This is a genomic window from Chitinophagaceae bacterium (genome assembly GCA_016717285.1).
In the GTDB taxonomy this organism is placed as follows: domain Bacteria; phylum Bacteroidota; class Bacteroidia; order Chitinophagales; family UBA10324; genus JACCZZ01.
This window is the reverse complement of the sequence record JADKFU010000005.1, coordinates 1,311,185-1,332,644: the sequence shown is the minus strand read 5'-3', so window position 1 is coordinate 1,332,644 and position 21,460 is coordinate 1,311,185. Positions and strand designations below refer to the sequence as shown.

14 protein-coding genes are annotated in these 21,460 nt (G+C 40.9%); 4 read left to right on the top strand and 10 right to left on the bottom strand.

The window, feature by feature from the left end; translation table 11 throughout:
• Nucleotide 1 precedes the first annotated feature (1 nt).
• Together IPO83_15310 and IPO83_15305 are read right to left on the bottom strand one after the other, a co-directional pair.
• Nucleotides 2-793, bottom strand: a complete 792-nt coding sequence (locus IPO83_15310; protein MBK9732621.1) for a nucleotidyl transferase AbiEii/AbiGii toxin family protein — start codon at nt 791-793, stop codon at nt 2-4.
• Nucleotides 790-1,614, bottom strand: a complete 825-nt coding sequence (locus IPO83_15305; protein MBK9732620.1) for a hypothetical protein — start codon at nt 1,612-1,614, stop codon at nt 790-792. The genes IPO83_15310 and IPO83_15305 overlap by 4 nt, the downstream gene beginning before the upstream one ends.
• A gap of 327 nt (nt 1,615-1,941) precedes the next feature.
• Between IPO83_15305 and IPO83_15300 the strand changes: the two genes are divergently transcribed.
• From IPO83_15300 to IPO83_15285, 4 genes are all read left to right on the top strand, one after another.
• Complete coding sequence (locus IPO83_15300) at nt 1,942-3,606, top strand: CTP synthase (GenBank protein MBK9732619.1); 1,665 nt, start codon at nt 1,942-1,944, stop codon at nt 3,604-3,606.
• A gap of 302 nt (nt 3,607-3,908) precedes the next feature.
• Nucleotides 3,909-5,759: a membrane protein insertase YidC gene (yidC, locus tag IPO83_15295; protein MBK9732618.1), complete on the top strand. Its 1,851-nt coding sequence runs from the start codon at nt 3,909-3,911 to the stop codon at nt 5,757-5,759.
• A 294-nt stretch (nt 5,760-6,053) separates the two neighbouring features.
• Nucleotides 6,054-7,931, top strand: coding sequence for a T9SS type A sorting domain-containing protein (locus tag IPO83_15290; GenBank protein MBK9732617.1), 1,878 nt, complete (start codon nt 6,054-6,056; stop codon nt 7,929-7,931).
• Between the two features lie 243 nt (nt 7,932-8,174).
• Entirely contained in the window at nt 8,175-10,097 is a 1,923-nt protein-coding gene (locus IPO83_15285; GenBank protein MBK9732616.1) for a T9SS type A sorting domain-containing protein, read from the top strand.
• A 403-nt stretch (nt 10,098-10,500) separates the two neighbouring features.
• Here IPO83_15285 and IPO83_15280 read toward each other — a convergent pair whose 3' ends face one another.
• The 8 genes from IPO83_15280 to IPO83_15245 form a co-directional block, all read right to left on the bottom strand.
• Complete coding sequence (locus IPO83_15280; protein MBK9732615.1) at nt 10,501-11,472, bottom strand: YihY/virulence factor BrkB family protein; 972 nt, start codon at nt 11,470-11,472, stop codon at nt 10,501-10,503.
• On the bottom strand, nt 11,462-11,872 hold the full coding sequence (locus IPO83_15275; protein MBK9732614.1) for an acyl-CoA thioesterase: 411 nt from the start codon (nt 11,870-11,872) through the stop codon (nt 11,462-11,464). The genes IPO83_15280 and IPO83_15275 overlap by 11 nt, the downstream gene beginning before the upstream one ends.
• Nucleotides 11,873-12,041: 169 nt before the next feature.
• Entirely contained in the window at nt 12,042-13,088 is a 1,047-nt protein-coding gene (mltG, locus tag IPO83_15270; GenBank protein ID MBK9732613.1) for an endolytic transglycosylase MltG, read from the bottom strand.
• A gap of 364 nt (nt 13,089-13,452) precedes the next feature.
• Nucleotides 13,453-15,363 (bottom strand): tetratricopeptide repeat protein, encoded by a 1,911-nt coding sequence (locus IPO83_15265; protein ID MBK9732612.1) that lies wholly within the window; start codon nt 15,361-15,363, stop codon nt 13,453-13,455.
• Nucleotides 15,364-15,487: 124 nt separating this feature from the next.
• Entirely contained in the window at nt 15,488-15,793 is a 306-nt protein-coding gene (locus tag IPO83_15260; protein ID MBK9732611.1) for a rhodanese-like domain-containing protein, read from the bottom strand.
• Between the two features lie 8 nt (nt 15,794-15,801).
• Nucleotides 15,802-17,652 carry a T9SS type A sorting domain-containing protein gene (locus IPO83_15255; GenBank protein ID MBK9732610.1) on the bottom strand — a complete coding sequence of 617 codons (1,851 nt, stop codon included), beginning with the start codon at nt 17,650-17,652 and terminating at the stop codon, nt 15,802-15,804.
• A gap of 57 nt (nt 17,653-17,709) precedes the next feature.
• A complete protein-coding gene (locus IPO83_15250) occupies nt 17,710-18,510 on the bottom strand; it encodes a PASTA domain-containing protein (protein MBK9732609.1) in 801 nt (266 codons plus the stop codon).
• Nucleotides 18,500-21,187 (bottom strand): D-alanine--D-alanine ligase, encoded by a 2,688-nt coding sequence (locus IPO83_15245; protein MBK9732608.1) that lies wholly within the window; start codon nt 21,185-21,187, stop codon nt 18,500-18,502. Before IPO83_15245 ends, IPO83_15250 begins: the two co-directional genes overlap by 11 nt.
• Nucleotides 21,188-21,460: the final 273 nt, after the last annotated feature.

Below are 21,460 nucleotides of genomic sequence, written 5' to 3'. Positions count from 1 at the left end.
ACTACATTAGTTCCACGAGATTTTTTAATACTAATTCAAAAGCTTCGTCTTGATTATACTTTTCTTCCGGTCGTAACAAAGCAACTGTATCACCCAAAAACTCGGCATCATTTCTTTTGGCTTCAAGATTCAGAATGAACTGCTTCTTAGTTGGGATTGCTTTTTCCAAAGAGAAACTCATATACTCTTTATAGCATTTGATAACTAATTCGGGATTTACGTTAGCTGTAATAAGTGCTTTCCATAAGTCAAACAAATCTCTTCCTTTTCGTCTCTGGTATAATGCTCTAAGTTTTGTGCCTAATAATTCTTCAAGTGAATACGTGGTTAAATTGCAATCCCCTTTAAACCATTCGGAGTTAACAGAAAACGGTTTTTTCTCCCATCCTAAAACTGAGAAATGTTCACGGCAATTAGTTTCAACTTTTAATTTAAGTTTTTGAATTGGTGGAAACTCTGATTCAAATCTGTAGAAAATGGTATTGTTGTCTTTTCGTGGTGTAACATTTGACTTTGCAAGAAACGAAAGTGCTTTTTGTAATCGTTGAATGGTTTCTTTAATTGGTTCAGATCGAACCTGAACTAAGTCAATGTCTTCCGAATATCTTGGTTGCGATTGCAAATAAAGTTTGTGCAAAGCGGTTCCTCCTCTGAAAGCCAAACTCTCAGCAAGAAAATCATCTTTGAAGATTTCAATCAATGCTCTGCAAATCACAAGGTCTTGTTCAACCTGTTCGTTTGTTTGCCAAGGAACATAATTGCTCCATTCTGTAATGTATGCTTGTGGTATCATTCGTCAACTTCTATCTCTGTGTTAATAATCAATTTCCATTTTTCATTTACAACTTCAATTTTCTTCTCGCCAGATGCTTTTAGGGGAATTAAATAAAATTTAGTTCCTGCTTTTTTGCAGAGCGAGAATATTCTATCAGCAATTTCTTTCTTGTTTAAAATTTCATCTAATACAAAACCTAATCTTTGCAAAGAGGAAGCGCTTGCATAGTTTATTAATGCCTCATTTATATCATTTCTTTTAACTGTTTCAAGCAACTCGTTAATTACAGTTGAAGCCCTATTAAGTCCACCTATTTTCTTTTCATAACTAATCAAGTCAATTGCTGTGAGCAACGGGTTTGAAATATTGATATACCCTGTTTCTGTTTTCTTTTTTTCAATAAGCGATTCAGGTGGAAGTTGTTTTGTGCTGATATAGTTTATTTTAAGTCCTTTCTTTTTTGTCGGCCTCAAAACCGGATATTCTGTTACTACAAAATATTCTTGCGGTTGTTGGTGTGATGCACCGTGAAGTGCTGCTGCGTTTAAAAGTCCTACATAGTATTTTCTCTTTAAGAATTTCATTAGTCCGTTTATAAACATAGCTGCCGGTAAAATTCCTTTTGATGAATATTGGGGTGGAATGATTATGTAGTAGCCTTTAAAAATGGAAACCACTTTTTCTTTTTCAGATAATCTGTCCAACACCCGCTTTAACGCTGTTTCGGTATCAGATTGAAATCTATGCCTTAGCTCGGCTAAATTGAATGCCAGTTTGCCTTTAGATTGACATTCTTCAATCCAATGCTCTAATCGGCTGTAATTACTATCTGAAATCATTTGAGATAATTTTTGCGAAATATACCACATTTCGGTGCTTTTCGCAAAATAAATCCAAATAAATTAGAAATAGGATTGAAAATAAAATGGAGTTAATCAAACCACAATAAGCTAACTACATACCCGTAACTGTCAGAATAAAAACATTGCTCATACGTTCTCAAAAATGTACATATTACCTTCCCGTTTGACACAAGCCTCCGGACACTACCTGACAATAACTCCCTGATCATCATCTCCCATTTCGCTCATTAAATTAATTATCTCTTACCTTCTTTCTAATCCTGAAATCTAATAGTACCTTCGAAGCCCGTAACTGAATCTTTCATGGCAACCACTAAATACATCTTCGTTACGGGCGGAGTTACCTCCTCGCTTGGAAAAGGAATCATCTCCGCATCTCTTGCAAAATTGCTGCAGGCAAGAGGTTTCAAAGTAACGATCCAGAAGTTTGACCCTTACATCAATGTTGATCCGGGAACGCTCAATCCGTATGAACATGGCGAATGTTATGTAACCGATGACGGCGCCGAAACGGATCTTGACCTCGGTCATTACGAACGGTTTCTCAACCATCCTACTTCGCAGGCAAACAATGTGACCACCGGTAAAATTTACCAGGAAGTCATCAACAAAGAACGGGAAGGTGCCTACCTCGGAAAGACCGTACAGGTGATTCCCCATATTACCGATGAGATTAAAAGAAGGATTCAATTGCTTGGAAATTCGGGTGATTATGAATTGGTGATTACCGAAATCGGCGGCACTGTCGGCGACATCGAATCACTGCCTTACATTGAAGCCGTGCGACAGATGAAGTGGGAACTCGGGAATTCAAACTGCCTCGTCATTCACCTTACACTTGTACCCTATTTAAAAGCAGCTAAAGAGCTGAAAACCAAGCCAACACAACATTCAGTTAAAGAGTTGCTTGAAAATGGAGTACAGCCTGATATCCTCGTTTGCAGAACAGAACACCACCTCAATAATGACCTCCGCCGCAAGATCGCTTTGTTCTGTAATGTTACCACGAATGCAGTGATTGAGTCCATTGATGCTGAGTCCATTTATGATGTTCCGTTGCTGATGTTGAAAGAGAATCTTGACAAGACAGTATTGTCAAAGCTCAAGCTTCGAACCGGCGATGAACCCAATCTTGATAATTGGAAAGAGTTCATGGGCAAGTTGAAAAACCCGACATCAGAAGTTAAGATCGGTCTCATTGGAAAGTACGTTGAACTCGCCGATGCTTATAAATCCATCCGCGAATCTTTTGTGCATGCAGGCACCATCAATGAATGCAAAGTGGACCTGATTTCTATTCACTCTGAACACATCAATCCTAAAAATGTACATCACCTGCTGGGGGAATTGAATGGTATTCTTGTGGCTCCCGGTTTTGGTCCCCGGGGTATTGAAGGGAAAGTAACCGCCATTAAATATGCGCGTGAAAACAATCTTCCGTTTTTTGGCATTTGCCTCGGCATGCAATGCGCCGTTGTTGAATATGCGCGCAATGTGCTTGGATGGCCGGAAGCCAATTCTACCGAGATGGATACCGAAACCAACGTTCCGGTAATTGACATGATGGAAGAACAGAAAAAGGTAGTATTGAAAGGCGGCACCATGCGACTGGGTTCTTACGAGTGTACATTAAAGAAGTCGTCGAAGGCCTATCAGGCATATGGCCATGTTTCTATCTTTGAACGCCACCGTCACAGGTATGAATTCAACAATAAATACCTTTCTGCCTTTGAGGAAACCGGATTTATGGCTACCGGCACCAATCCTGAAAGCAACCTTGTTGAAGTGATTGAACTGAAAAAACATCCCTGGTTTGTGGGTGTGCAGTATCATCCTGAATTAAAAAGCACTGTTGACAATCCACATCCGCTTTTTGTAAAATTTATATCGGCGGCTATCGAAGATCAGAAAAGAAAAGAAAGCAACCCGACTGCAGTAATCGAAGAAAAAACACCTGTATATCTTTAAACGGATTTGCCTTTGAGTTTTCGACATCAATTTCATTAGCATTGATTTACTCCATCAAAATCATCTGCTAATCCTCCTTAAAATTATTTTATGAACTTTTCTCCGGCTTTGCCGCAACCATTTAACCATTTAACAATTTAACAATTCTACTGGCATTAATAGTTAGCAGGAAAGTCCGATCTTCATCAATCCTTCCTTTGACTTTCTCCCAAATTCATGTAGGTTTGCGCTCCCAAAATGGATAGGGTGGCTAAAATTTATACGACGTGCAACCGTCCATAAAACTCAACTAAATATAATTCATGGACAGGAATGCGGCTATTGGATTTGTGCTGATCGCGTTGATCTTCATTGCATACATTTATATTAATACCCCTTCACAGGAAGAAACTGCCCGTTTGCACAGGCAGCAGGATTCCATCTCGTTGGTTCAGCAGCAGCGACACTTTGCAGATTCTGTCAATGCAATTTCACCTGACAGCAATGCGATAGTCAACAAAGGTGACACTACCGTGAAGCAAACTGCCACCGGTATTTTCTCAGATACTTCGGTTACCGCGGAAGAAATAGTGAACATTGAAAATGAAGTGATGAAAGTAAAACTGTCAAGCAAAGGCGGCAAAGTGGTATCAGTAGAATTGAAGAAATTCAAAACGTATGATCAGCAACCACTCATCCTGTTCGACGAAAAAAACACGTTCTTCAATTATGCTTTTTTTTCCGGCACCACGCAGGTCGGAACTGATGATGTTCTTTTTAAAACTACCGGGAAATCTTTTGCAGTAGCACAAAATGATTCCAACACGATTGTTTTCCGTGCATACGCATCATCCAATCGCTATATCGAACAACGCTATACTTTGAAAGGCAACTCCTACCTGTTGAATTATCAATTCAACCTCGTAGGCATGGACAGCGTGATCAGCAAAAACAATCCGGACATTAATTTAGAATGGAATACCAACTTCAGTCATACCGAAAAGGATGTTGAAATGGAAAAGAATTATTCTTCCATTTATTTCCGCTATTGGGATGATGATGTGGAAAGTATTTCTGAGCACAGCACCGGTGACATGAATGCTCCGGGCAAGCTGCAATGGGTTTCTTTCAAACAACATTTTTTTAATGCCACTTTAATTACACAGCAGCCCTTTGCACAAGGCAACTTCAGCACACAATCTGAATTGGGTTCAGATTACGTGAAGAAAATGAGCGCTCAGCTTGTGTTGCCTTTTGACAATAATAAAAAACAGGTAAGCTATCCGATGCAGTTTTATTTCGGACCTAACAACTACCAGGACTTAAAACGATTGGGCGATTATGACCTGGAGCAAATCATTCCTTTAGGTGCCGGACTCTTTGGTATCATCTCCTCTCCGATCAATAAATATTTCATCATTCCGCTTTTTAATTTTCTAAACAACTATGTGCTGAATTTCGGACTGATCATTTTAATCATGACAGTGCTGTTGCGTATCATTCTCTTTCCGCTTAATTACCGTTCCTTTCTTTCTGCGGCAAAAATGCGTGTGCTGAAACCTGAAATTGATGAGCTCAAAGAAAAATATAAGGACGATCAGGCAAAGTTCGGACAGGAACAATTAAAACTCTTCCGTTCGGCTGGTGTAAATCCATTGGGAGGTTGTGTTCCCGCATTGTTGCAATTGCCCATACTTGCGGCCATGTACACTTTCTTCCCGCTTTCTATCGAATTGCGGCAACAGGCATTGTGGTGGACCAAAGATCTCTCCACCTACGATTCAATTTTAAATCTTGGTTTCTCTATTCCTTTTTACGGCGATCACGTGAGCTTATGGACCATCATCATGACGATCACTTCTATTCTTTTTGCGATTTACAACAACCAGCTTTCGGGTGTAACCGGTCAAATGAAATACATGGCGTATATTTTTCCTGTAATGCTGCTTGGCGTTTTTAATAGCCTTCCTGCCGCTCTCACGTACTATTATTCGTTATCGAATATCGTGGCGTTCGGGCAACAGTATATCATTAAGAATTACATCATAGATGAAGATGCCATTCACCGGAAAATACAGGACAATAAAAAGAAACCGGTTAAAAAATCCAAGTTGCAGGAACGACTCGAAAACATGGCTAAAGCACAGACGCAACAAGCGAAAAAATCAAAATAATAATCTTTGAACAGTTGCTGAATTAGTAAGAAAATTTTGTTTTTTGTTTACTTTGAAACAGTAGCTTAACTTTGAACATCTTTAAATTTAAAAACTATAAACAATGCTGACAAAAAAATTTACACTCCTTGCAGTCGCTGTCTCCGTTTCGGTGATGGCTGCTGCTCAGATTCCCAAGTTTTCGACGGATCCTCAATTGATAAAAACCCAAGCCTAAATAAAACAGTTTGTTAATTTGCATTTTTAATTTTGATTATTACGCAAAACCATTTTTCTAACCCAACCATGAATACCATGAAAAAATTTACACTCACATTCACAGGTCTTTTATTGGCAAGCGTCATGTTTGCCCAAACAACAGTGACCCACCAGCCACCAACTGTAAGACCTGAACATTACAAAGGTCCCACGTTGGTTCCCGGGAGTTTTGCAGGCAATGAACAGATGCCTGTTCCCACACAATCAACAACCAGTACTTCGCCCATCGGTCAGACACAGACCATCCGCGATTTCACAGAAGCAGTAATTGGTACTACCTTCTATGACCTGCAGTCAAACAATGCAATTTCCGACCGCCTCGTCTATAACAGCAGCACCGGAACTGTATCCGCAGCCTGGACTTTCTCAGCGGGCAATCAGGCCACTGATCGTGGCACTGGTTATAATTTTTATGATGGAACTGCCTGGGGCACGCAACCTACCGAGCGTGTTGAAAGTGAACGCACAGGCTTCACCAACATCTGCATACCATCAAGTGGCATTGAAAATGTAATGGCCCATAATACCACTTCATTTGTAATGCAACATTCTTACCGTGCATCCGCAGGCACAGGTGCATGGACTGAAAGTCTTACCGATCTGGAAAATGATGCGGTGGGCGGAAACCTTTGGTCGAAAGTAGCCACCAATGGAAATAATGTTCATTTGATTTCCCTTACTACTCCTACCGGGAATGGGGGTGCCTTATACAATGGTTTGAATGGAACACCGATGTACTACCGTTCAACAGACGGTGGAACAACCTGGGATAAAACCAATGTAGAGCTTCCGGATATCACTTCTGAAAACTATATCGGCTTCGCCGGTGACGCTTACCAGATTGATGCGAATGGAAATACAGTGGCAATAGTTGTTGGCGGAAGTATTTCCAATGATGTGCTACTCTACAAATCAACAGACAATGGTGACACCTGGACCAAAACCATCGTGTATCAGCATCCTTATTTTAAGTTTACAGATGACACCATCACTGACATGAATAATGATGGCGTGGCCGACAGCATTCGAATTGCAGATGGTTCTTTCGCTATTCTGGTGGACAACAGTGGAATGGTGCATTTGTGGTGGGGAGATATGTTTATTCTGAATGATATTGTGGGTGATGCGGCTTACTCCTATTATTTTACGAATGCTTTGATGTATTGGGATGAAAACATGACCGATGCTACGATGATTGAAAATTTAGGTTCACAAGATCTTGATCAGAGCGGTTACATTGAATTCAATGACATTGGAACATTTCCATTCAAAGGTCTTACTTCCTATCCGAGTGCAGCGATCGATGTAAACGGCAACATCTATCTGTCTTACATGGCGGTAGTGGAGAATTCATCTGATCCTGATGGTAAATCGATGCGTCACATTTATGTATCGGTAAGCCAGGACAATGGCGAATCATGGGCTGATCCTATTGATGTGGTTAGCGATGAGTTTGCTGAAGGTGCTTATGCATGTCTGGCCCGAACAGTTGATGACAATGTGCGCCTTATTTATCAACGCGACTTTTGTGCTGGTATCTCAACAACAAGTGGCAATCCTGATCCCTGCAACGCGGGCGTGGAAAATGAAATAGTGTATGTGTCATTGCCGGTGTTTGACCTCGGCATCGATGTTGGTGTGCCTGGGGTGAATACTTCTGATGCTTCCATTTCTGTCTATCCGAATCCCTCAACAGGTTTTACCACACTGGCTTTTAACAAGCTTGACCAAAATGATGTTTCCATTTCAGTTACTAATAGCATTGGAAGAACTGTAATGACGCTGAATGCTGTTAAGGTTAACAATAACAAAACAGACCTCGATCTTTCAGGAATGGAAAACGGCATCTATTATGTAAATATTAAATCAGCCAACAGCAATACCACTATTCCGCTGACACTGCTCAACAAATAGTTTTTTAACTTAGAAATTGCATTGAAAAACCTCTCCAAACGGAGGGGTTTTTCTTTTTAAAACATTCTTTTAATATTCAACTCTCCATTTCATCTTTGTGTGAATTCCAAACTGCACGCTAAAGAGCATTCATTCAGCATTTACCGATCTGCGCATACATAAAAATAAATTAGATTGATAACTTTAAATTTATAATTTTGGCAGTATTCCTTGCACCAGATTTTAAACCAAACATTTTAAAACATGAAAAAATCTACGCTTCTGTTTATTTCATTGTGTGTTGGAACTTTGGCATTTGCCCAAAGCACCCAACTTACACGCATTGCCGATCCGCGAATGAGTGTCGATCTGGCAAATGACAATATGCTATTGCAATCTACTCCTAAGCGCCTGCCTCCTGCTACACAATCAGCGGGTACGCGTGATTTGACAGCGGTGGCTTTAGGAAGTTCCAGCAATGGGTTAACAGTATTAAGTAATCAATGTAATGTGATAGTAGCTGATAATACCACAAAAGTTGTGGTGTTTGTTCATCGCAACAATGCCGGAGCTTTTGGTGGCACCAGTTCACAGTACCGCTATGATGTTTCCAAAGATGGCGGTCTCACTTTTACGAATGATATCGGAGCGCTCAATCCAAATACAGACGGAGCAGGTGCTGGTGGTATAAACGGACGTTATCCGCAAGGCGCTCTTATCAATCCTTCCAATGCCGCTGTGCCTGACAGCGTTTATTTGGTATATGAAGGAACATGGCACAATGGTGATGGAACTGCACCTGCCAATACATGGGAAGGGATTATCTCAGGTGTGGGTCAGGTAGATGGTGATGTTTTATCTTTCACTGAAGTCATTGATTCTGTGAACCATGGTGATGTGGGCATTTTTACTTCCTTAGTAAAAGGATTACCGGGAGAATATTGGGCAATGGCACAGGTGTTTGATGAAGATGACATCGCTGGCTATCCCAATGACAGTAGTTACGTTTTGATAAAAGGCGTTTGGAATGCTGCCACCCGCAATGTAGAATGGACACTTAATAAAACAATTACCCTTCCACCGGATCTCGCTTTTGATGGAGAAACATCCTGGCTCGATCCGTTAATTGCATTCGATCCTACCGGCATGAAAGGATGGATTGCGATAGGAGGTGATTTTATTGATGATGGACTGTACGTTTATCAACCCGTTTTTATTTCTACCAACGATGGTGGTGCAAGCTGGTCAGAACCAACTTATGTTGACCTTACCTCATTCGACAATGTTTTGTTGAGTCTTGATCCACTCAGCAGTGGAATACCAAGCACTGGTTATGAAGCAGCACTGGTAGTGGATAAATTTGGAAATCCACATTATGTAAATGTAGTAGGCGGTGGACAGGATTATGGAATTCAATCCGGCTTAAACCTGCATTGCTACGACATTACAAATCATGCAGGAACATGGGAAGCCATTCAATTAGATGTTGACAGCGTCGCAACTTTCCGTGGCGTAGTTGGAACCAATGTCACCTACACAGAAGACAACCGTTGCCAGGCTACTACTACTCCAGATGGCAGCAAGGTATTCTTCAGTTGGATAGACACCGATCCTAGTTTGGTTGATCCCTATGCAGCCGACAACACGTATCCCAATCTTTTTATCAGGGGACTCGATGTAAATTCATGGCAGCTTTCGTTCGAAGCTAAAAATGCTACTTATAACACCGATTGGGATGGCAAAGCTTATATGCCACACCTTGCTCCGGTAAGTCTGCGTGATGATCCGACTGCAACTACCACTATTCCTGTGGTTATTGTTGATCCTGCCGGTGCATTCGATGCAGTTTCTAATTTCTGGTATTTGGGAGGTATAACATTCGCTGATACAGAATTCCCGACAACCGGTGTTAACGAGGTAATTGAACCAAGTGCTTTTTCGGTAGGTGCTAACTATCCAAATCCATTTAATGGTTCAACACAATTTACCGTAAAGGTTACTGAAACTTCTCAACTTAATGTTAAGGTTCAAAATATTTTGGGAGAAACTTTCTCTGAACAGACGTATCAGTTTGCTCCTGGCAACCACACGGTTGCTATTAACAGGAACACATTGGCAGCAGGTGTTTATTTCTACACTGTGTCATCAGGCAATGCTTCCGTTACACACAAAATGGTGATTGAATAATAATTTCCTTTTCAAAATTTATTATAGCCCCCGGTAATTCGCCGGGGGCTTTGTTTTTTAAAATATTGACTGAACGAAAAAACAAAAATCCATCCGGGATGGATTTTTTTATTTGACTATTTTAAATTAAGAATAAAGTCCACGGGCCCGTTGATGCAAGAAAGACTTTAGTTCAGCAATTATGCTGATATCGACAGGAAGAAAATATCCGCTGCTCTACGAAGTGAAAACCAATTTTCATTTGTTAAAAATATTGAATGACGTCACTTGATTAGTTCGGTAAGTTGACTGTTATGACCGTAAAGCGCCCCCCCCCCCTTCTTCCCCCCTCCCCACCCCCCCCCCCCCCCCCCCCCCCCCCCCCCCCCCCTCCCCGGCTGCCAAGCGCATTACGCTGAATAAATTACAGATCGCCGGAGAATGTCTTTTCCAACGAACCTTCCTTATGGATGTTCTTATTCATTTCAATGCTTGCATTTAATTCAAATCCAATGAGCAGACTCAGTGAATTATAATTTAACCAGATCATCATCACCAATAAAGTTCCGATAGAGCCATACAATTTATTGTATTGACCAAACTGATCAATCAACCATGAAAAAATAATAGAGCTTATAATTGAAAGTGCACAGGCCAGTGTTGCACCTGCTGAAAAAAAACGCCAGCGGTTATGTGTTGCCGGTCCGAAATAGTAAATGAGCGCGATGGAAAAATAAATGATCGCAAGCACAGATATCCAGCGAATGGTGGTGAACCAGAAATAAGTGGTGGAACTTTCTGCAGTAATTAAACGCATGATCCACTTAATAATACCTTCTCCTCCTATAAACAGTGTGATGGATACAACCAACAGCAAAAACAGCAGGATCAAAATCTTAAATGCAACCAGTTGATTGTTGAGAAAATTCCGTTTCCTGAATGTTGGCAAGGCTTTGTCAAAGGCATTCATCAGGCTCATCACTCCCCTGCTTGCGTAGTACACGGATAGAATAATACTGACAGACAGCAGGCCACCTTGCTCGCGTGTTACAATATCTTCGATGGTTTCATTCAGCAAATCATATACATTATGAGGCAATACATCACTGAGTGTATTGAGCAGTGCGCTTTGAAAATTGGGCACAGGTATATATGGAATAATCGTAAACATAACCAGGATGGCCGGGAAGATGGCAACAAAAAAATTGAAGGAGATGGAAGAGGCGCGAATCAGAATTGAATCACGACCCATTTCCATAAACAAAAAAGAAAGCACTTCATAGACAGAAATATCACGGTGTCCGGGAAAACCTTTGATCTTCGCGAGTTCAACAAGTGTATCCCAGCCACTGTACTTTCTTATGTTTTCTATAATACTGCTCACATCAGTGTTCAAGATAAGGCTTCAGCAATTCCTGTACAAATGCAGGGCAGGAAACAGGCTTCCTGCTGTCTTTATCAATGTAGACTAAAGTTGTTTCGGCTTTATTAATCAACTCATTTTTCTGGTTATACATCTCATAGGAGAAATCATGACGTACGAGTGGCATCTTTTTAATCATCGTTTTGATGCGCACAACATCATCATAGTGCGCGGGCTTCACAAAATGAATATTTAAATCCCGTACCGGTAACATAAAACCAAGTTCCTCCATCTTCTTATATGAAATGCCCAGACTTCGCATGGTCTCCACCCGCGCCTGCTCATAGTAAAATGAATAATAACCGTAATAGAGATAACCCATCATGTCTACTTCACCATACCTTACGCGGATTTCAATTTCGTGGATGTACATGTTGGGAGTTGGATGGTTGAATGGTTGGGTGGTTATATGGTTATATGGTTAATTGCTGATTGTTTAATTGTTTAATTGTTTAATTGTTAATTTTTGGAAAAACTCCACACCCTTAACAACTAAGGACTAAGGACTAACGACTAACGACTAACGACTTTCTCACTACTCACTATTGCCTCCCTAACCACTCCTGATACCTCCGTGCATTCAAAAGATGCTGTTGATAAGTTTTCGCGAATGAATGTGTACCGGGCTTATCAGGATTCGCGCAAAAATATAAATAATCATGTTGTTCGGCATTTAATACTGCATCCACTGTTTTGATGGATGGCGTACAAATGGGACCGGGCGGAAGCCCTTTATTAAGATATGTATTGTATGGCGAAACAAATGCAAGATGTACATTCAGAACACGCTTAATCGAAAAATCTTTTATTGCAAACTTTACGGTGGGATCTGCCTGCAGCACCATGCCTCTATGAATTCTATTCAGATATACGCCGGCAACAGTACTTTTCTCCGACTGGTAATTCGTTTCTTCTTCAACAATAGAAGCAAGCGTGATAACCTCTGCCGGTGTAAGTTGCAGTAAGGCAGCCTGACTTTTCCGGTCCTCCGTCCAGAAACGGTCATACTCCTTCTTCATCCGTTTCATAAATTGCACGGCGTTCGTATTCCAGCGAAATTCATATGTGTTCGGAATAATCAGCGAGATTGAATTTTCCGGCGTTAATGAGAATTGTGTCAATTCGTATTCGTCATTCAGTGCATTTAGTATTGCAACAGAATCAGCTTCCAGTTTACGGCCAACAAAACCTGCGACATCTTCTTTCAGTCTGAATTTAATGATCACAAGTTTTACCGGTTCCTGCAATCCACCACGAATCATTTTTACCAGTTCATAATTATTCATGTTTTTTTCCAAACGGTATTTTCCCGCATGCACATTGCCTCGAAGCTCCATCTTGGTGGCAACCCATTCAAAAGCTTCAATGTTTTTTACAATTTTTTTGTCATACAAAATCGCAAGCAGTTGCTCGTAATCGCTACCCGTCGGGATATAAAGAAATTCCTTCTCGTCTGCAAATTCGATATTGGGAGCATATACCCTGTGATAATAACGATACCCGATTAAGACTGCAAAAATACCTACCACAACAAAAAACGCAATCACATACCGGCGAAGCTTTGATTGTGATTTTTTCTTTTTGGCCATGGGTTAGTAGTGGGTCGCGAGTAGTGAGTAGTGAGTCCTTAGTTGAAAATGGATGTGCCGATGAATTAATGTGCCGATGTGCCGATTGATTGCCTGATTTTTTGCAATGGTTATCTTTTAAAGCATTAGCATGAAAGTCTGAAATGGATTTGCCGAAGTGCGTATTGATTGTTTGTTTGATTTGTTTTCATTTCTCTTTTTGCATGCTGCTAAAAAGAGAAATATTACGGTCTGAAAATAATCTTCTCGTCAACTACCATTCATCAAAGAATTCCGCCACAACAAAAGCAACTGCCAATAACTCAACCTTTTAACCCACCAACCCATCGGCACATCAATCCATTGGCATATCGGCACATCAACATCAACTCCCCAGTCCTTTCAAAACCATCTTCGCCTTTTCATTATCCGGATTTATTTTCAACACCCGCACTGCCAGTTGTCCTGCTTCATCATTTTTTCGCAACACAATCAGCAACGCAATTTTATTCATGAGTGCCTGCTCATAATCAGGATCCAGTGCAAGCGCCCTGTCATACAAAGTTCCGGAATACTCAAAATCACTATTCAGGAAATATACATACCCCAGGTTTGACAATGCCGGAGCGAACTTAGGTTGATCCTGTACAATTTTCTCAAACACTTCCTTTGCTTCGTTTAATCTTTTCAATGCCACCAGCACACTGCCAAGTTTATTATTGAATTCCGGATCTGAGGACTTCAGCACAACAGCCTGCTGATAAAAATCCAATGCACGGTTAAAATCACCCAACTGGTAATTGCCTTCTCCAATGCGATAGGCAGTCCATGAATCATTAATCTTCCCTGCATCCATTTTTCCAGACAACTCAACAACTTTTTTAAACTGCTTCTTTAAATAAAAATAACGGAGTTGCTCCGCAGTGAAATTCGCATCACTTTTATCTTTAACAGATTCCAGGTATTTATTGGCGGAATCAAGCAGGTAAGGTTGTGCCGAGAATGCTTCAAACGTTTGCAGGTAACCCTTCGCCATTAAAAGCGGTGACGGATTTTTTGTCGTCATGCATTCAATTCCTACGAACTTTTGAATTTCCTGTCTTTTTCTGTCCGTCACCGGCACCTGTATCCGGTGATCGTGCACCGTTACATGAGGAATATCAAGCGTTTCAGAAACAGGCATGTGACATTTAAAGCAGTTATCCTTTTCAGTCATGCGCTGATTCACGGGAAGTTTACATCCATGATTTTCTGTTCCATGACATGATTTGCAGGTAGCATTAAATTGCGAAGGCAGTGTAACCTTTACGCTGATGTGCGGATTGTGACAAGTCAGACAGGTCATCTGCGATTGCAGATAGCATTTACTTTGCTTCATCCTGTCTACATGGGAAGCCATGATGAATTTCCCTTCTCCACCTTCATAACGTGGCATAAAAACATTCATGACCGTGTTCAATGGTTGCCCTGGTTTGAAATCAAAAAAAGTTTTTCCTTCATTCAAAACAGAAATACCCTGCAGGTGACAACGCTGACACAATTCAACCTGCAGATCCCGTGAAAGCTTTTTCGGATTCACGATAGAATAGTCAATGTACTTTGATGTATCAATTAAAATACCTTTCAATTTTTCATTCACATGCGCTTCACCAGCACCATGACAGCGCTCACATTCAATTCCCTTTTTCACCACGGTAAATTTATTTTCTGAGGTGGTATCAAAATCAGGATACATGTTGTGGCAATTCATGCATTCAATACTGATGATACGGTTCCATCGTGTATTCATGCCGTCTTCAAATCCCGGAGGCATTTCCCAGATTCCTTTTTGCGTGTAAAACGTTAAGGGTGCCTGGTAGAGGTAACCATTCACCTGCCAGATATGAGAGTTGGTGTGTTGTCCGGAGCCAACGATATAGGAGATTTGTTCAGATCGTTTATAAATGGTGTCCTTTCCGCTCAACCTGTACTCCATAATATACAACAGGCTATCTTTCCAGAATGGTTTATAGTAGAAATCTTTATACGAGTCATACACGACATTGTGCGCATCAAACCTGCCGGATGATTTTTGTGGTGAGGCAACATCCCAGCTTTCACCCATTCCTGTATTAATAAAAGTTTCATAAATCTGCTGATGACAGTTTTTGCAGGTGCTCATTCCTACATATCCTACAGTATCATTCCAGCTTTTATAAAGTGGTGTTTCAGCAACCTCTTTTTTGGGAGCACTGCAATAGATTAATGAAACGCTGATGGAGAAAAAACAGATTGAAAAGAGGAAGCGCTGTTTCACTGATAGGGTTGTTGGCCAAAAGTATTAATTGTTTGGCGACAAAAAATACAGTGCGGCCAATCTTTGATAACTTCAGAGCGCATAAAGACGCTGGCTAAATCCGTTATACTGGATGGGCGGCAAATTATTCAGGAAATTTCATCTTCCATTCTTCCATTCCTCCGGTCACGTTCTTCACGTTCTTAAAGCCCATCTGTTCAAGTATCGCAACGGCCTGCATGCTCCGGCCGCCCATTTTACAATGGATGATAATTTCTTCCTCCTTCCAATCTTCCAGATCAGGAATAGCAGACATAAATGTTGACAAGGGCAGGTTCATTGCACCAATATTGAACTCTTCATATTCCCATTGTTCACGAACATCAATCAGGTGAAAAAGATCATGCTGATCCAATCGCGTCTTTAGCTCTTCTACTGTAATTAACTGCATCCGGAAAATTATTGTTTGATGAATTTTTTAACCGACATTTTTCCTGTCGCAGGTTCGGTAACTTTTAATAAATAAAAACCGGGCATCAACTGTTCAACTGCAATTGATTTGGTGCCATTGGTTTTCTGAATAACTCTTCCTGAATTATCCAGAATTTCATATTGATACACTGCTGTGCCGTTATATTGCAAAGTAAGCACATCGTGAACAGGATTAGGATAAATAGCAATGGAAAGTCCAACAGGCGAAGGTTCCTGCAATCCTACCTGGAATGGAATGTCTTTACCAAGCACGGGCCGCATCATCAACGTGCCGGGAAATTGAGAATCAATCCAGCCATTATTGAGATTATATTTCAGGTGCGTGTGGCTATCGGTATTCAAATCGAAACCGATATCAGTTTTCAGGTCGTTGGAAACGGAGCTTTGCTGAAAACCTATGTAAAAAGTATCGGTCACTTCAACGGCATGACTAAGGCGATAAAAAGCAAATCCATTCAACTCCTTTTGATATTTCGGTTTCAGAAAATCATCACGGTACAAAGTGTCTGCTTCATTCAGTGCCGACCATACGATCAATGAAAAAAGATTCTGGCTCATGTTTTCCTCTGTGTTGGAAAAATGAATCAAGACGCCCTGAAGTTTGTCGGTTGTATTTACTATATACTCCTGCGCCAATGACGCCGGCGAACCCAACAAACGGTAAGTAGCCTCAGCGCTGCCATCGTCATATGCCATGTAATTTGAAAACACCTGTTCGCGTACTATTGAATCATTCCTTGTATTAATATCACCGGTTGCACCAATCACATACTGCGTGGAAATAATAACCGTATCATTAAAAAACTCAGGAATATCATAGCTCTCGAATCTTACTTCACCTGTATCGCTTGCAGCGATATTCTTGCTTTGAACAGGAGATGTGAAGACCGGTGAACCGCTCATTTTTTCTGTTGCAGTGTATTGATAGCTGGTATTTTTAACAGCATTAAAATTATTTTTTATCACCAATACGTGTTGATCCGCTTTCTCTTTCTCCTGGTAATTTTGAAACTGATTCCAGGGCATTGCCTGATACGTTTTAAGAATGGATGTCGGATAGAGTTGCACCGCAGCATCATTGATTAATGTATCCGTATGATTTCTTCCCGAATTCATGCGCACATAATCGAGATGCCACTGATCATAGTTACCGATGAGACTGGCATAATTGCGGAAACGGAATTGAAAATCATCATGAAAAAACTGCGTCTGAGCAACCTTTACAAGCACTTGTCTGAAAGGCTGAACACTGCTTCCATCATGTGCCCAGGCATGCCGCCAAATGCCTGTATTGTCTTTAAATTCTAAAATGATAGAATCTCCGAATGCTACCCCATAATTAAAGAGATTGAAAATCTGCGTATTGGGTACATCACCAATACCGCCCGGCTGATAAAAGAAACTCAGGTAAACAGAATCGGCCGCGGACAATGCGCCAAGCAAAACAGGGACAGATGTAACTGTATCGGCAGGTCCGATAGTACTGAAGCTGAAGCTCGCGGTATCATAAGGTACACCCTTTCCATTAAGGCCATCAAGCGTAAGCACTCCATAAGTAACGGGATCTTCAGGAAAAGTATAATTAAGGTAAGCTCCGCTATTTTGCCACAATGCAGGATCAGGGTCAGGACCCGGATAAGAAAAATCATCTATGAAAGGTAAGGTGACTGCTGAACGTGTGCTTCCTGTTGAAGACTGGTGATCAAACAATGCGGCATTGTACCGCAGGGGAATCAACGTTTCCTGTGCAACGGCAATAATGGGCCAGAAGGCAACAACCGCAAAACCGGTTATCAATTGCAACATTCTTTTTATCATCAGTAAAAAAAATTAAGTTCAAAAAAAATCCTGCGCACTTTTGAATTCATCATTGCTTTAATCAGGCAAACGCTCATAATGATCCGGCGAAGTAACAAAAACATCTACACTGTCTCCTGCATTCAAGGTTAAATTACTCCCTTCTTCCGCAGGAGGAACCTGCTGATAAATAATTGCCTCTAAAGAATCCTCGTCCACATATTTATCATATACCACACTTCGCAATCCAAGGGAGGAGCCTTCCAACACAAATTTAGCTTCGCGAAGCGACATGCCGACAAGATCAGGAATTTCAAGTTCTGTGATTCCCGAACCATCACCCAACACAAGATCAATTACAGATCCTTTCCTTATAAAGTCACCTGGCAATATGGGTTTGCCTTCAAATTGCTGATCGAGTACAACATTCTTCGCAAGGTCAGGCTTATAAATCAGTCTTCCCACCTTCATGCTATAGCTTTCCAAAATCATGGTTGCCTGTTTCAGCGACGCATCTTTAAGATCAGGCATTTTTACTTCAGGTGCCATTGATGCATTCACCGTAAGATAAATAGTTCGCCCATCCTTCACTTTCGACGCCGCACCGGGATTCTGATCAATAACCGATAACGCTGGTTTTTTTGCATCATATGTTGAATCCGTAATTGCATATTCAAGATCACTCTTGTGTAATAACTTTATGGCTTCTTCCAGCGATTTTCCTTCCAGGTCAGGCACTGTGATCGCAACACCATGCTTGGTAAAGCTTCTCACAAAAACAGCAAACAGCAGAAACACGCCAATATAAAATCCAATCGCCCCTAAGATATTATAGAGGAATTTACGGCTGCTAATGAAATTCAGGAAGTTATTGGGCAATGGAAAGCTTTTGTTTTTCGAAGCTAAATTCTAAAATTTTATCAATAAAGTCGAATGGCTTATACTGGTTGATGGCTGCCTGGTGAAAGATAACCGTTGCCGGCGTCATGCCCGGTAACGAGTTCACTTCAATGATTATTGTTTCTACGCGGCCATCGTCAAAGATGCGCACAAATGCATCAATTCTACAGTAACCGCTTACGTTTAGAATTTTCGCCGCACGTTCAAGATCTGATTTTATAATATCCGCGATCCGTTTATATTCTGACTCATCCTTTGAAAATCGCGCCGGTGTAATATTCTGGCCCTGACCTGCTAAAAATTTCTCCTCCAGCGACAACACTTCTTCACCTGCCAAAGCTTCAGAAGGTTCAAACACTTCAAATGTTATTTCACCTGCCCCATTCAATTTGGTAAGCATGCCGCCGGTAATTTCAAGAAAATGAGCTGCGCCATTCCGGGTGATCAGTTCTTCCACCAATAGCTTCTGCTTACGCGGAAATTCTTCACCGGCTTTAAGTCCAAGTATGGCCGCATATTTTTTTGAAATCGCTTGCTTGTCTCTGAAAATCAGTTGACAAAATGCAGTCAGTTCTTCGCGCGATTTTATCTTCTTCACAGCAGAACTGCAACCATCATCTACAGGTTTACAAATGAATGGATAAGTGACCACCGCGGTGATGCTGTCATAAAATTTATCTGCATCATTCAGCCAGTCTTCTTTATTCAATAGCAAATGTGTGGCAATCAGGAAACCATGTTCACGCAGCATCTCATTTGTCTGGTATTTATTGATGGTGATTTGGGAAGAAACAACGCCGGAGCCATTGTATGGAATTTCCAGCCGGTCCAGATCTTTCTGTATTTGTCCGTCCTCTCCCGGCCTTCCATGTAACGCAATAAAAACACCGTCCACTTTTTCTTTCAATTCATTCAATGAAATTTTTTGCGGTTCGAAAATCACCGAAACAGATGCATATTTTGTTGTAAGCTGCTTGCATTCCTTCTTTATTTTTTCTACAACCGGATGCTTTTTAAAATGAAGGATCTTATCGCGGATATCGTCTGCGTTGTCTTTCAGCAGGAGATTCACCGGAATCTGGTAAAGCGAATACGCATTCGCATTTCCTAACAGGAAAACAGGAACCGGTTCATACTTAGTGGAAGAGGCCAGTTTTTCAAAAACATTTCTACCGCTTTCAACTGAGATGTGCCTTTCAGAGGAATAGCCTCCAAGAATAACTGCAATCCTTTTTTTTACGGATGCAAGATTTTTAAGTCCTGCAATATTTTCATCCAACTGCTGCAAAAGCTTTCGGTACGCGAAAGTTTTTGATTGTGAAGCAATGCGATCTGCAACAGAAGTGCGGATGATGAAGGTAAGAAACTGTGAAGGATTCAAACCAATTTCGGCGGCCTGGTGAAAAAAAAAGGACGAAGGCAGCATGCCGGAAGTAGTGTTTGGATCATTCAGAAAAATCTTTTTATCCTTTCGAATGAAACCATCAATGCGCGCATACACATGAAATCCGAAAAACACAAATAATGCTTCACACTGCCTGCGGATTTTTTCAATGTCTTCGTTGGGCAAATCAATTGGTGTTATTTTCCTGGTAAGTCCGGGTAAATATTTAGAACGGTAATCAAATACTTCTTTTCCCTTTTTTATTTCAGTAGGTGGAAGTGCCACTGCTGACCCGTCTTCCTTCCTGATCACAATACAGGAAAATTCGGTGCCTTCGATAAATGCTTCCAACTGCACTTCCTGTTCTTCATAGATGCTTTGCAACAGAAGACTTTCATCAGTTTCTTTAAAATGATCCCGAATAAATTTTAAAAGCGCTTCCGGATGATTGATAATAGTTCCACCGATGTTGAATGGAATACCTGTTCCATCCTTTATTTCTGAAACACTTCTCACCCAATCAATTTGCTCCTCTTCGGATAGCTTATTCCATTCCGCCGCCGTTATCCCATGCACAAAAAAAGCAGCGTCCACTGCCTGCTGAAAGGAAGTAAGATTTTCTGAACGCACTATACTAACTCCTATAGATGATCCCTGGTTTGCAGGCCGCACGACAAAAGGCAATCCAAGCTTTTTCTTTGCATGATGCAGCATTTCCTTGTTCTGCGCTGCTGCCAGCCAATCTTTCCTTTTGATCACGATACTCCTGGCCACTTCAAGACCTGATTCTTTCATGATACTTTTTTGAAATACCTTGTTCATACCGATAGCGGAAGGCAGGACACCGGAACCTGAATAAGGAATATTCAGCCATTCCAGAATGCCTTGTATCGAACCATCTTCTCCCCAGGAACCATGAAGCGCGAGAAAACCAAAGTCGATGAGGGTTTTTAATTCTTCCATCACGAGCTTTCTGCCGACTTTGCTGATCAATTGATTTAATTCCTCTGCGCTCAGCTCACCCAACGATTCAAGGTATAGCTGAAAATTATGCGGTGAAAAAGAAAGAGAAGCAATGGGTGGATAAAAATCACGGATCGTCCCTTTATAAATAAATTGCCAGTTGAGCAGGATGAAATTTCCTTTAGAGTCTACAAAAATGGGAACAGCTTCAAACAGGTTTTTGTCGAGGTTATCATACACCGTTCGTCCACCCGCAAAAGATATCTCCCGTTCGCGGGAAGCGCCACCAAAAAAGATTCCGATTCGGATCATGAGGCGCAAAGGTAATGATCGGATGGAAATGTTAATTTTTGAATTCCGCCGCCAAAACGTTTTCCTTCTTCAAAATCATTTTCATTTTCGAAAATATTATTCATTCAATCCTCCATCGCGCGACTTCATGTGTATTGAAAGCTTCGCTGTTAAATGATAATGGATTAAAAAATCAGTTCATCAGGAGCATTTTAAATCACAATCAGCACTAACATTTTTCATTTTATCAACATCATTTTTTGATTTTGACCACACTTTACATATTAACAA

Excerpts from the sequence above, each read along its gene's own strand:
- IPO83_15310 (MBK9732621.1), bottom strand. The coding sequence starts at position 793 with ATGATACCACAAGCATACATTACAGAATGGAGCAATTATGTTCCTTGG.
- yidC (MBK9732618.1), top strand. The coding sequence starts at position 3,909 with ATGGACAGGAATGCGGCTATTGGATTTGTGCTGATCGCGTTGATCTTC.
- IPO83_15290 (MBK9732617.1), top strand. The coding sequence starts at position 6,054 with ATGAAAAAATTTACACTCACATTCACAGGTCTTTTATTGGCAAGCGTC.
- IPO83_15255 (MBK9732610.1), bottom strand. The coding sequence starts at position 17,652 with ATGATAAAAAGAATGTTGCAATTGATAACCGGTTTTGCGGTTGTTGCC.
- IPO83_15285 (MBK9732616.1), top strand. The coding sequence starts at position 8,175 with ATGAAAAAATCTACGCTTCTGTTTATTTCATTGTGTGTTGGAACTTTG.
- IPO83_15260 (MBK9732611.1), bottom strand. The coding sequence starts at position 15,793 with ATGCAGTTAATTACAGTAGAAGAGCTAAAGACGCGATTGGATCAGCAT.
- IPO83_15305 (MBK9732620.1), bottom strand. The coding sequence starts at position 1,614 with ATGATTTCAGATAGTAATTACAGCCGATTAGAGCATTGGATTGAAGAA.
- IPO83_15275 (MBK9732614.1), bottom strand. The coding sequence starts at position 11,872 with ATGTACATCCACGAAATTGAAATCCGCGTAAGGTATGGTGAAGTAGAC.
- mltG (MBK9732613.1), bottom strand. The coding sequence starts at position 13,088 with ATGGCCAAAAAGAAAAAATCACAATCAAAGCTTCGCCGGTATGTGATT.
- IPO83_15300 (MBK9732619.1), top strand. The coding sequence starts at position 1,942 with ATGGCAACCACTAAATACATCTTCGTTACGGGCGGAGTTACCTCCTCG.